The 13813-nt window shown below is 42.2% G+C and carries 10 protein-coding genes; 3 read left to right on the top strand and 7 right to left on the bottom strand.

From position 1 onward, the window contains the following. Positions 1-163: 163 nt before the first annotated feature. Positions 164-1147 (bottom strand): DUF1852 domain-containing protein, encoded by a 984-nt coding sequence (locus tag AB0763_RS06065; protein WP_306101632.1) that lies wholly within the window; start codon positions 1145-1147, stop codon positions 164-166. A 324-nt stretch (positions 1148-1471) separates the two neighbouring features. Then, positions 1472-2653, bottom strand: coding sequence for a cytochrome-c peroxidase (locus tag AB0763_RS06060; RefSeq protein ID WP_306101633.1), 1182 nt, complete (start codon positions 2651-2653; stop codon positions 1472-1474). Positions 2654-2890: 237 nt separating this feature from the next. Here AB0763_RS06060 and AB0763_RS06055 point away from each other — a divergent pair, with 237 nt between their 5' ends. Beyond that, entirely contained in the window at positions 2891-3712 is an 822-nt protein-coding gene (locus tag AB0763_RS06055) for a fumarylacetoacetate hydrolase family protein (RefSeq protein ID WP_306101634.1), read from the top strand. Positions 3713-3799: 87 nt separating this feature from the next. On the opposite strand, the gene AB0763_RS06050 is transcribed toward AB0763_RS06055, so the two are convergent. From AB0763_RS06050 to AB0763_RS06030, 5 genes are all read right to left on the bottom strand, one after another. Beyond that, positions 3800-4825: a GntR family transcriptional regulator gene (locus tag AB0763_RS06050; protein WP_306101635.1), complete on the bottom strand. Its 1026-nt coding sequence runs from the start codon at positions 4823-4825 to the stop codon at positions 3800-3802. A 247-nt stretch (positions 4826-5072) separates the two neighbouring features. Further along, entirely contained in the window at positions 5073-6605 is a 1533-nt protein-coding gene (locus AB0763_RS06045; RefSeq protein ID WP_306101636.1) for a proline/glycine betaine ABC transporter permease, read from the bottom strand. A gap of 4 nt (positions 6606-6609) precedes the next feature. Then, entirely contained in the window at positions 6610-7653 is a 1044-nt protein-coding gene (locus AB0763_RS06040; RefSeq protein WP_306101637.1) for a glycine betaine/L-proline ABC transporter ATP-binding protein, read from the bottom strand. Between the two features lie 72 nt (positions 7654-7725). Then, positions 7726-8682, bottom strand: a complete 957-nt coding sequence (locus AB0763_RS06035) for a glycine betaine ABC transporter substrate-binding protein (RefSeq protein WP_306101638.1) — start codon at positions 8680-8682, stop codon at positions 7726-7728. Positions 8683-8715: 33 nt separating this feature from the next. Further along, on the bottom strand, positions 8716-11136 hold the full coding sequence (locus tag AB0763_RS06030; protein WP_306101639.1) for an FAD-dependent oxidoreductase: 2421 nt from the start codon (positions 11134-11136) through the stop codon (positions 8716-8718). A gap of 422 nt (positions 11137-11558) precedes the next feature. Here AB0763_RS06030 and AB0763_RS06025 point away from each other — a divergent pair, with 422 nt between their 5' ends. Both AB0763_RS06025 and AB0763_RS06020 read left to right on the top strand, forming a co-directional pair. Further along, positions 11559-12602, top strand: a complete 1044-nt coding sequence (locus tag AB0763_RS06025; RefSeq protein ID WP_306101640.1) for a LacI family DNA-binding transcriptional regulator — start codon at positions 11559-11561, stop codon at positions 12600-12602. 113 nt (positions 12603-12715) lie between these two features. Beyond that, complete coding sequence (locus AB0763_RS06020) at positions 12716-13594, top strand: 6-carboxytetrahydropterin synthase (protein WP_306101641.1); 879 nt, start codon at positions 12716-12718, stop codon at positions 13592-13594. Positions 13595-13813: the final 219 nt, after the last annotated feature.

Below are 13813 nucleotides of genomic sequence, written 5' to 3'. Positions count from 1 at the left end.
AATCATTCTTCTTTTTAAATGGTTTCTCTTGACGTTGTTAGTATTCATACCCTGGCTGAGGTTAACCATTTTATTTTTTCATCGCTCAGGGTACGAACTTTATTCGCGAGTGATAAAACTCGCTGGTTATCGAACTGCGATCTCCGACACAGCTCGATAAGGATTAAGCCATTTCAGCTTCTTTCCATTGCTCTAACGCCGCTTGATAAGGCTTGATGAAGACTTCCTCAACAAATTTTCCTTGCTCAATGGCGAGTTGAGTACGCTCTTCGCGATCGTAAACGATGTTGGTCAACTGATGATCGGAATTTTTCAAATCCGGCTTGTACACCTCACCAGCAACCGTATTCGCGTTGTAAATCTCAGGTCGGTAAATTCGTTGGAACGTTTCCATCGTGCTCACCGTGCTGATCAGTTCAAGATTTGTGTAATCGTTGAGCAAATCGCCAAAGAAATAGAACGCCATCGGCGCAACGTTACCCTGTGGCATGAAATAACGCACTTGCAGCCCCATCTTCTTGAAATAGCGTTCTGTGAGCGACGATTCGTTTGGCTGATATTCAAAGCCAAGAACAGGGTGGTGGTTTTCAGTACGGGTATATACCTTGCTATCCGAAACACTCAAACAGATAACTGGCGGTTTTGAAAAGTTGTCTTTAAAGGTTTTCGAATTGACAAACGATTTGAAAATGGCGCCGTGTAAATCACCGAAATCACTCGGAATTGAAAACGAAGATTGGCCTTTGTTGTGCTCTGGTAACACGACACTAAAGTCATAGTCACGCACATAGGAAGAGAAATTATTACCCACAATACCTTCAATGCGTTGATTCGTTTTGTGGTCAACAATAAACGTTTTAAGCACTTCAATCGTTGGAAATGAACGGCTATACCCTTCGACATCCAAATCCATATCCACCGAAATAATTTCCAGCTCTACAGAGTAACGGTCCGCTTGAGGATTATCCCAAACCGCCATACTATTAAAGCGCTCATTGATCATGTTCAGAGTATTACGCAAGTTTTGCTCACGTTGTTCACCGCGGGCTAGATTGGCAAAATTCGTCGTAATACGAGTATTTTCTGCTGGGCGATAGTGCTCATTAAAATCAATACTTTTAATAGTAAAGCTGGCGTTATTATTCATTGTATTCGGGTATCCATTTAATTTTTCTGTATGACTTACATGTTCTTTTCGCTCGCTTTAGAACAAAAAATGCGAATATCGCATTTCAGACACCACATAAACGTATAATTTTAAAGAAAAACAACGATAAATGCCGGTCACATCACGAGCGGTATAGGTATGTTATACATAGATTAAACGGTGAATAAAAATGGTTATCTTTCACATGCTACATGAAAAAAATTCATGTAGCGCAAACGCCTTGTGTTACATACCGATCACAGACTCATCAGATTGGTACTACGGGCTTAACACTTTATTTGTCTTTACCCTCAAAAAATTGTTTTACTGTTCTTTCTTTGAATCGATTAAATGCTCATAACGCTGATCGGTTAACGTTTTCATAAAGGCAACTAACGCATCGACTTGTTCATCGGTTAAAGCACGAGCCTTAAACTCTTCTTCTTCTAAAGCCAAATTTTGATCGACTTCAGGCTTGCGCCACGGCTTGCCGGTTTCAGGGTTAATGGTTCGCGTTGAATTATTGAATTTATCGTAAAACAACACCACAGTACGCAGATCTTTAAACACACCATTATGCATATAAGGTCCTGTCACTGCGACATTTCTCAATGTCGACACTTTAAATTTACCGGCTTGATTAGGATCATCGATTCTGGGGTGTTCGAGTAAACCGCGATCAACATAATCAGCGCCTAAACCATTCATGGCTCTTACCCGTTCATTTTTGGGTACACCAAGGTTGTGATATTGGTAATTGGTAAATGTTTCACCACGACTTTTAGGGAAAGCTTTAAGCTGGTGACAACGGTTACAGTTGGTAAATTGCTGTGAGAAAAACAAGGCCTCTCCTAAGGACTCCAATCGAGTAAACTCAACTTCATTGCGCAAATAACGATCGTATTTGGAATCAAAAGGCGAGAAGAAGTCACTTTTTTCAAATTCAGCGATGCTGTCGGTCATGGCTTCATAAGCACGTTCAACGTCATCAAAAACAGCATCACCATACACATCTTTAAAAGCTTGCTCATAAAAGGTATTTTCTAACAGACGTCCTACGACTTCAGTTTTACTTCCCATGCCCATTTCAACTGGGTTCAGTAATGGCTCACCAGCTTGACCCGCGAGATCGCGTTGACGACCATCAAAAAACAAACCACCTTTAAACACACCAGTATCGCTACGGGTGATACGAGGGATCTTGTTTGCATAAGACGCCGTGGGTGTATTGCGATCGCCAAACTTTGTCAAATCATCACCTTGGGACACCATGCCATCAACTTTTGAATCACGATCGTCAATAAAAGCGTGGTCAGGATTATGACAAGTGGCGCAAGATTGGCTGCGGTTTTTCGATAGATTAGTATCAAAAAATAAAATTTGCCCCAATTGCGCTTTGCTAAATGCTGGTATTTCAACTTGGTCTTGATTGAGCGTGTTCTCAGCTGACACAGGTAGGGCGATAAGAGACAGCATACAAAACAAAAGACCGACTAATGGCAACAACTTAGCCCCCTTACATTAAACCATTAACCTCATGCACATAAAGCATGAATAAAAGAAGTGATAGTATACTCAAAAATTTATCAAACACCCTGACTGAACGCATTTTTTGTTTATTTTTTACTTAATAATCAATCAAAGATATACTGTTAAAGATGAAATCATCGACACTTTTTAGTTGAATCTCTTCATTACTACTAGATAGCGAACAAGCGCGAAATGTGCTTACAAGGAGTTTGAATGAAATGGACAATTCTATCGCTTATCAGCACAGCCGCGTTGGCAGCGTCAATACAGGCTAAAGACACTTCAATAAAGCAATTTGTTCGTTTCCAATATCAAGGGGAAGCGCGCTACGGCCAGCTAAAAAACGACCAAATTTACCCTGTCAATGGTGATGTATTTACCCATTACACCTTATCAGAATCCCCAATTTCACTGAATGATACTCAGCTCCTGTTACCCACTACGCCAGAAAAAATTTTTGCCGTTGGAATGAACTTTGCGAGTCACCTATCGTCCCCCTCCAATCAGCCGCCACCGCTGTTTTTGAAACTCCCCTCTTCTCTGATCCTTTCAGGAGAACGCATAAACGTGCCAGAGGGCGCCACTAACGTCCACTTTGAAGGGGAAATGGTGATTGTCATTAGTAAACGGGCACGCAATATCACTCCACAACAGGTTGATGATGTCGTCTTCGGCGTCACAGTCGGTAATGATCTGACCGAGCGAAATTGGCAAGGCCAAGATTTGCAATGGATGCGCGCGAAAGCGGCCGATGGATTTGCCCCTATAGCCTCCACAATAACTCAAGGTGTGGATTATCATAATTTAATGCTGACAACACGTTTGAATGGCAAAATCGTTCAGCAGGAAACCACCGCCAATATGATTCATAGCGTCGATAAAGTGGTCAGTTACCTCAGTCAGTATTTTACTTTAAAGCCCGGTGATCTTATTTATATGGGTACACCAGGTAGAACCCAAGCGCTTAGGCAGGGCGATACTGTTACAGTCAGTATTGATGGCGTCGGCCAGGTCGAAAATCGCTTAGATTTTTAGTGTAAAACACAAAATTTTGCAATTAACGGTAAGCTAACTGACTGTTTGTAAAAACCGAGCACCTACAGACCGTGACAATGTAACAATCTAATGTTTGGACTTCAAAAAGTGACCCCATGCGCCTTGCAACAAGATACCCGGTGTCTGACCACTGATCATTTGCAAGGTTTTTAGTGTTTTAATCACATCGGGACATGCCACACAAAACGCCAAATCAACACCTGGGATATTTGACTCAAAAACACTGTTCACATAAATAAGGTTATCTTGTTTGTGTGATACTAAGTAATCGTTGAACCCGGTATTTGTTTCATGGCGGTTTAAAATCCCACGTTTGCCTTGCTCAATAATTTTAAAATTATATTGATCAGCAGCCTTGAATAAACACTTAGGGTCGTCAACTATCATCGTTTTTTCTGTAAAATTCTCATATGTGTAAAATAGGTCGCACTGCTGCCATTGTTTTTCTGATAATTTTTTTCGTGACTCTTTAGGTATAAAAACCGTTTTTATACCTAGACAAGTAAATACATCGCAATACGCTTGTAGTTTAATATCATCAAAGTATACCGTCATGTTTGGTTTGAGTAATGCAAGTGTTATTAAGTGAATGGTATTGCGTAAGTTTCTAGTGACAATTAACTGGCGCTTTTGTTGACAGTAATTTGGGATCACCTGATCTTTTAGATGTTTTGATAATAGTCGTTCATTCTCAGTAACTGATTTTCCCATTGCATATGACTCAAACACCTGGAGGTCTTGAGCACGTCGGTAGTAATTAAACCACTGCTGCAAAATACCTCCTGAACACTGGTTTTCACTCATAGGCACAAAACTTTTGTTTTTTGGCGCATAAGATGATGCTTTCGCGATGTCACGTCCGGTCTTTGTGAGGGTCTTTTGATTGACAAAATACCCAACTCTTTCTTTAGAACTCAGAACACCTCGAGACACAAGCTGCCGATAAGCCAGTACAACCGTATTTCTTGACACCTGAAGTAAACTGGCCAATTTTCTTGCTGAAGGTAGGGCTTGAGAGTTAAAAATACCCGCTTGTATATTTTCGAGCACGTATTCGCATATTTGTTGTTGTAAATTCACTTTCCCGGTCACAATATCGGTCCTTTAATACCTTGTTCAACATTGTTGTTGGCATGAACAACTTGCCAAATGAAAAACTCTTATTACACAACTGAGTCAGTGGTAGCCTAGAAGCCATAGCGATGGCCCGATAGATAAGATTCTACAGATTTGAGCAGTAAAATGTGCTAAGCAGCTTTCTGGGTAAGACCATTCCACCATAAAAGCAATTAGATCAGTTCAACGCAAATCAAACCACTTTCTCGATTTTTTTAGTCAGCTACTTGGTTGTATAATTAACTTTAAAACAACCTTGCACAATCCTGTCAATCATGATCGCACAGAACAAAATGGCGAGGCCCGCTAGCAAACCTTGCCCTTTGGCAGCAAACTGCAACGCCTGTAAAACATCGGTTCCTAATCCCTGTGCACCAATCAATGATGCAATCACGACCATAGATAAACACATTAAAATGGTCTGGTTAACACCGGCGAGAATACTCGCCTTCGCCAATGGGATCTCGACATCTAGTAATAGTTTTCGTTTAGAACAACCAAAAGCAACGGCCCCTTCCACGATTGATTGAGGGACTTGTTGTATCCCCAGTGTCGTTAATCTCACAACTGGAGGCATACCAAAGACAATCGTCGCAAGTACACCTGGTGGTTTACCTGTACCAAAAAAGGCAATAATCGGAATTAAATAGACAAAAGCTGGCATCGTTTGCATAAAATCCAATACGGGTTTTGTCATCGTATCGATGGTTTTATTTTTGGCGCACACAATGCCAAGTGGGACCCCAATAACAATACAAATCATCGCAGCCGTACCAAGTAATGCGACCGTGGCCATACTTTTTTGCCAATAGCCAAAGAAAGCCAAATATGACAAAGCGATAGCGGTAAATATAGCGGCCCGATACCCTGACACTTTCCAAGACATTAATACAATCAACATCATGACAACAGGCCACGGCATAGAAACAAGTACGGTTTCTAAGCCACTTAACACATTGTTTATAAAACGTGTGATCTGGTCAAATAAGCCTGAACCTAAAATCGCTAAATAATCAAAGCCTGAATTCAGCCATAAAGCAGTCTGATTGAATAATGTCTTATCGGCGGGAAAGTCAACTAACCATTGCTTTGGGCTTATTGCCGTAAAACGATACAAGGTGAGAGGAAAAATTAAGCCAAGTAATACTGAGCCAGCTATGCCACTTCTCATCTTAAAACCACTGCGCTGTATCCTACCTTGCCGCCATAAACAGTATTGTCGTTCATAAAAAGGGTTAGCAATAAATCCTTGTGTAATCATAATAAAAATCAATAAACAAAGACCGATGACCACTTGGCGTTTAGCGCCTAGTGATGCTTCGTTGGCAGCAGATAACGCTCTAATGGACGCTTTTTGTAGATTATCAGCATTGCGAGCCAAAGCTTGAGCATTGGCAGAGCCATGCTCGATAGCCGCCTCACTTTTGACTTTCATTTCAAGCGCTTTATTTTGCATACGCTCAGCTTGTGCAAATTTATCAGCGCCTAAGTTTCCCCAACTGCCTTGGCATATCAAAGTTAAGGCGATTAATAAACTCATGCTACTCAACCAAAAGAAACCCCAAATACTGCGTGTTGCAGCCCACAAAGGTCCAAGCAAGGCGGCTGTCCAATTAAATGACCACGTGGTCTGAGTACTGGCATGAATTTTACTAAATACCGTTTTATAATAACTGCTGTTTTTTTGAGTAAACTTTTCGATCAATTTTGATGAATCGTCCAGCTCTTGATACTCATTGCGATGATTTACTTTCATATCATTACCCTCCTTTGATCGCTGTTAATAACGTATCTTTACTGATCACACCCAAAAATTCATGAGCAGTATTAGTCACAATAATTGGCAATTCAGATGACACAGAAAGGTCGATTAGGGCTTCAAGGTTGGTGTCCTCTAAAGCTCTTGGAGCTCGTTGGATAGCCTCTTCTGATAAGGCTTTCATCTCGTCCACACTTCCCATAATAGAATGCGCATTGACTAACTTAAGGTTAGAAATACCCTTCACAAAATCAGCAACGTACTCATCTGCTGGCGATAAAACAATTTCTTCTGGTGTACCAATTTGAATCAAACGGCCGTCTTTCATAATGGCAATGCGATCTCCAATTCGAATGGCTTCATCGAGATCGTGAGTAATAAAAACGGTGGTTTTTTCAAGCGATTTTGTTAATTCAACAAATTGATCTTGTAATTCATGACGAATCAAGGGGTCAAGAGCACTAAATGGTTCATCCATCAGTAGAACTTCTGGGTCACAAGCTAACGCACGTGCTAACCCAACACGTTGTTGCATCCCGCCCGATAACTGATGCGGATAATGATATTCATACCCCGTTAAATTAACTAAAGACAAAGCGTGTTGAGAAATTTTCCAACGGTCTGACTTTGAAAGCTTTTGTACTTCAAGAGGAAAGGCAACATTATCGATAACCGAACGATGTGGTAACAAGGCCATGTGTTGAAATACCATACCTATATGCTTAGCACGCATCTCTCTAAGCTCACTTTCAGATAATGAAGGTATATCCTGTTCAAGTACTTGCACTTGGCCAAATGATGGCTCAATCAAACGATTTAAATGTCGAATCAGTGTTGATTTACCACTGCCTGAAAGTCCCATTATGCAGAATATCTCGCTTTTATTGACCTCAAAAGAGACATCAGCAATACCGACTACACAGCCAAAACGCTCTAAGACTGTTGCCTTATCTAGCCCCTCATTATTGACAGCATCGATCGCTTGTTGAGCATTGTCACCAAATATTTTCCATACATGGCTTAATCGAATGACATTCGTTGTCATAACTATTCATTCCTTTGAGTCTATGTCTGGCGATTGCCGCGCTCACATGTGCAAGCGCGACGCGATGGGAAATTACAGCCCTAGCCATTGATTGATTTGATCGCTGTTGTCCTTGACCCACTCTTTAGCGACTTCTTGTGCTGACTTCTTATCCACGACCACACCATAGCTCCATGCGCTCAATATATCGGCGCTCACTCGGAAGTTTTTCAAAATTAATGCCGCCTGTGGATACGCCCCTTCTAGCGATTTGGCATAAACAGGCTGAACGTAGGCCGCTGGCCACCCCGTACTCGCTTGTGAACTTTCTAACCAGTTCGGGTCATCGGTTGGTTGAATGATGTGCCACTGGTTCGGGTCGTGGTTTGGCTCATCGAGAAAAACAATGTCATACATAGAAAAAACATGATGGGGGGTATAACACGAAAAAACATAAGGTTTTCCTTGACGTTCTGCACTGTCCAATGCTGCCCAATTCACCGGTGTATCAACCTCGGTCAATGTTACCGTCTGATCATAGCCATAACTTTTTGCGCGGATCTTTTCGACCGTGGTAGACGCTGCCCCCGGAGCCCCCGCCCAAATCTCCCCCACACCATCACCATTAGAATCCAATAGAGCGGCTTTATCGGGGTCAGTCAAATCATAGATTGAAGCGATCCCGGATTTTTTAGACATCTCTTTCGTGATACATAGCCCTTGTTTTGCCAATATGCCGTGCTCATTTTTTACTGCAGTTCCCTTATCTTTAACGTATTTATTGTAAAGATTCTGCTGGTTAGGTAACCATACTTCTGGGTGTACTTGTATCGTACCTCGGTCAATGGCCTCCCAGATAATTGGATTTGAACCGGTTTGCATACTGATCTCTAGCCCTAAATTCTCCTCTAGTACGTCTTTCATTACATAGGCAGTAACACTCGCCGAAGGCCAACTTGGTACACCAATCGTTAAATCACTAGCTTGAGCAGCGCTGCTCAATATTGCCGCGCAGATAGTGACCACCACACCGTTTATTTTCTTTTTCATAAAACACTTCCTTGTTTCAATAAATGGTAAAAATCAACTTCTCACTCGTTCATTCTTCTCGTCGTATAAACAATCTTGCGTTACTTGAGCAGAATAAGATTTACCGATAATCTCGACTTCTAATCCTTGGCCCTCAATGGCATAGGCCGGGTCGATAAAACCAAGAACAATATTTTTATTGACTCTATGTCCAAAAGCCGCTGACGTCACCGTGCCAATGACTTTGCCATCCACACAAATCGAATCACCTGGATGGGCTGGCGCAATGTCACAATTGACGGTTAAAGTGACGAATTTTTTACGATGGGCTTGACCTTGTTTTGCCATCAACGCTGCTTTGCCCGGGAACTGAGGTTTATCGAGTTTGATGAAGCGGTCTAAGTTGCTTTCGAAAGGATCAAATTCTGTTATTAGGTCAGCTTTCCAATGTCTATACCCTTTTTCAAGACGCATTGACTCAAGGGCTAATGTACCAAATGGGGTCAACCCAAATTGCTTCCCTGCCTCGGTTAATAAGGTGTGTACTAACAGCAATTGTTCATTGGGAATATGAAGCTCCCAACCCAACTCTCCACTAAAGCTCACTCTAAGTGCTATCGCTTGACCGTGACCTATGTATACAGACTGAGCTGTTAGCCAAGGGAATGCTTCATTAGACCAATTCGTTCTTGGCGACAAACTGGACAATAATTCTCGAGCATTAGGCCCTGTGACAGATAAAATCGTATGGGAATTAGTTAGATTCGTTATTTCAACGCCTTCTGTTGGAAGGTGTGAACGGAGCCAATCCATATCTTTATATTCGGCGGCGGCGGCGGCACCATACCAAAAAGTGTTATCAGACAATTTTGTAATTGTCGCTTCACCTAAGACATTCCCCTTATCGGTCAAGAAGTAACAAAGCCCCACTTTACCCACTTTTTTCGGTACATTTGAACACATTAGACTTTCCAGCCACTCTGCCGCTTTAGGTCCTTCTATTTGATAGCGTGTGAAGCCATTGACTTCCATTAAGCCTACCTTTTCACTTACCGCCTTGACCTCAGCAGCAACAATGTCTTCGGTTTCGTTGAATCGAAAACTGTGCTTAAATTCAAAATCGGCATGTGGCTTGTAGAACATCGCACGTTCCCAACCATTAACGACAGTAAACTCTGCGTGTTGGGCTTTTAAGACAGGGTAAATTGGCGTTGTTTTTGCCAAGCGTCCAGCAGGTCGAGCTTCATGGGGCATATGAAAGCGAAATTCATTTTGATAATCTTCAACGGCTTTTAGCGCTGTAAATTCAGTATTGGCATGTCGCGTAAACCGAGCAGGATCAAGACACCAGGTATCCCATTCTGACTCACCATGGACGATAATTTCTGCCAATATTTTACCATGTCCCCCACCTTCACCTAAGCCAGCTCGCAACCCAATGATCGAGTAGAGGTTGTCAAATCCAGGCGTTTTACCAACTAATGGGTTGCCATCGGCTGAATAAGTAATCGGCCCATTAATAATACTGTGTATACCGGTGCGCTCTAGACAAGGCATGCGTTTAAACACTCGTTCCATATTATCGAGACATCGGTCAAGATCATCTGGACACAACGCATTGACAAAATTGGGATCAATACCATCCATTCCCCAGGTTTTACAGCGCTGCTCGTAAATTCCTACCAACAAACCATTCTTTTCCTGTCGACTGTAAAAATCATCTAGGGGATCGCGGAGCAATGGCACACGTTTTCCAAAAGCCTCAACTTCAGGTAAAGGTTCGGTTAGAAAGTACATATGCTCCATCGATATAACTGGGTATTCTATCCCCAGCATGGCTCCGATCTCATTGACTCGATAGCCACCAGCGTTGACTAGCTTTTCACAAGTAATATCACCATTTTTGGTTTGCACTACCCATTCGCCATTGGCTTTTTGATAAATATTTTCGACGGGGTTATGGCGAAAAATATCCGCCCCAGCTTTGCGAGCTTCACGAGCAAGAGCCTGAGTTAACTGAGCAGGGTCAATATCACCGTCAAGTGGATCCCATAACCCACCGAGCAATTCATGTTTTTCGATTAAAGGGTGGCGCTTGGCACATTCCTCGGCATCAATAACTTCAAAATCCACTCCCATCCCTTTAGCTAATGACACAAAGTGATGATAACCATCTAAATGCTCTTGAGTGGAGGCAAGGCGAATCCCTCCAGAAGCATGGTGATAATTAATTGGATTGTCTGGGTCAGAGGCTAATTCTTTGTAAAGCTTAATACTGTGACTTTTTAACCCCACCATGGTTTGTACCGCACCAAAATTAGTGACTTGCGCAGCTGAATGCCATGTGGTGCCAGATGTCAACTCGTTCCTTTCGACAAGGGCAACATCGGTCCACCCCTCACGTGTCAGATGGTAAAGTGTACTGCAACCGCCAATACCACCACCTATTACAACGACTCTATAATGCGACTTCATACTTTCTCCTTATCCCCACCCTAGAAGTCTTTCCTAGAGCAAGTCACTTGTATTCCTTTTACCAACAACGATTATTGACGGGTATTTCCAAATAAATACACAAAAATGGAACCGCTTCCATTTTTGTAAAAGCAAACACAATGCCGAAAATAGCAATAACGGGTGTTTTTTTTAAAAAAGTACTAGAATCAGATTATTAAATGAAAAAGCACACTAATTGACCCCATTGTCGTACTGGAGAGCACAACGGGTTTGCACAAAATAAGTGAAAAAATATCCAATTTTTTCACATTATGGGGGCAGTAAAGCGGTAAGCTAGATAAGTTTCTCAATTATATGTGATAATAATATGTAGAAACGTCATTTCTAAGTCTACAAATACTCTATAATTTACTATCCAAAAATGACAAAGGGATCGGTTAATGAAAGCGGATAGCAATGGAAGTGAAAATCCGACCATGAGAGATGTCGCCTCAGCAGCAGGCGTTGCTCCAGTGACTGTATCGCGCTATTTAAACAATCGCAATCTAGTGAGTGCACGCAGCCAAGCCAAAATTGATGCTGCGATCAAAAAGCTGAATTATGTTCCTCATGCCGCGGCTAGAGCGCTGGCTTCAAATCGTTCACGGATGATTGGCGCTGTTATGCCCTCTCTCGACAGCAGTCTGTTTGGGCGAACTTTAGAAGTGTTTCAAGAGCATATTTCTACAGCGGGCTACAATATGATGCTCGCTTCTAATAGTTATAATCTTGAAAAAGAAGCTGAGCATATTACCCAAATGGTATCTCATGGCATGGAGGCGCTACTGTTAGTCGGTCAATCACGTGATCAGCACCTTTATGATTTACTCAAAGCCAAAAAAATCCCCTATGTACTGGCTTGGACTGTCGATAATACCTTTGAACACCCTTGCATTGGTTTTGACAATCACATGGCTGCGTCATTAGTTACTCAGTATTTATTGCAACTAGGCCACACTCAATTCGCGTTGATATCTGGGTATACAAAAGAGAATGATCGCGCGTACTACCGCTACAAAGGAGTACAAGACAATCTAGCACAGAAAGGTTTGACCCTACTGGAGGCAAATTTTATCCAAACTTCTTTTAGCGTCACTGAAGGCAGAAAAGCCTTTAGAAAGTTAATGTCTGCAAAGCAAAAACCCACGGCTATTATTTGCGGCTCAGAGCCATTTGCCTACGGCGCTATTTTTGAAGCCAATAAAATGGGAATCAACATACCTAAGGAGGTCTCCATTGTCGGCTTCGACGACATGGCATTAGCCTCCAACATAACGCCACAGATCACCACGGTTAGAACGCCACAAGAGCAAATGGGACTGTTGGCCGCTAAGTACTTAATTGCACGGCTCAACCATGAAGAATGCCCCTTACCGGAGCCTCTTGACGTCGAGTTAGTTGTGCGTGAATCTTCGGCGCCACCACCCCAATCAAACGGGTCATAACTTGAGTTCTTAGCTGGGCAATTAAATGTTTTCAGAGGATATTTACTCCTTGAATTTGGCGATTATGGTACTATAGCTCAAAATCAGATTTATGAAGTAAGAGGAATTGGGCTTTGAACCTATTTGTACGTGATCTAACGGTAATCGATATGTCTTTCTACTGTCCGCAGCGAGGCATTGTCGGTGACAGTTGGATTGTCGATGTAAGCCTATCAGGGCAACTCAATGAAATGAGTATGGTCCTTGACTTTGGTCGCGTAAAAAAACAAATCAAGCAACTTATCGATCAATGCGTTGATCATCGTTTGCTCATCCCCACTCAACAGCAAAGTGTGGTTTATCGCCCGACTTCTGATGGATATGCTCAGTTACACTTATTGCGCTCTGACAAGTCAATCTATCTTCATTGTCCCGAAGAAGCTTATTGCCTGATTGATAGTGATGAAGTTACCCTTTCATCCGTGGTTGAGCACCTTAACAACCTGTTACTACAGCACCTGCCGAGTAATGTCACCGGCTTAGAATTAACATTGAGGCCAGAAGCGATAAGTGGTGCCTATTACCATTACACACACGGTCTAAAAAAGCACGATGGCAATTGCCAGCGTATTGCTCACGGCCATCGTTCACCGATCGAAATCCTAGTAAATGGTCAAAGAAATACACAGATTGAACAGAGCTTTGCCCAGCGCTGGCATGACATTTACCTCGCAACTCAAGAAGATCAAGTGACGCTAGGTGATTTATCTTTTGCTCATGACTTGCAAGACATCAGTGACGAGACTCATTATGGTTTTAAGTATCAAGCGCCGCAAGGTGAATTTGAGATTGCCATTGCTAAGTCAGAAAGTGAGGTTCTCCCAACCGACACCACAGTGGAATTACTGGCAAACTTCATTGCTGATGAAGTGAAAAAAAAGCTCTCTCCCAGTGAGACATTGCAAGTCATTGCTTACGAAGGCGTGGGAAAAGGTGCAATGGCCTTTCGATAAGTAAAATCAGTACCAAATAAGTGCAGGGTATTGGTCAATCTCTTTACCCTGATTACCTTTTTGTTGAACGCCTTTTGCGCCAATAAGCTATCTCTGACATAAGACCCTGCCCTGAGATACGTTTACCTCATCCCACCCTGTGAAGTATCTAGCTAATCATCGATACGAAAGCCTAAGTAAAAAACAATCTAACCCGTTACTCTTTACGAGTTTTGAACG

It is taken from the genome of Vibrio sp. HB236076 (assembly GCF_040957575.1).
Classification (GTDB): Bacteria; Pseudomonadota; Gammaproteobacteria; order Enterobacterales; family Vibrionaceae; genus Vibrio.
Note: the sequence above shows the minus strand (reverse complement) of the source record. Positions and strands in the feature narration are given on the sequence as shown.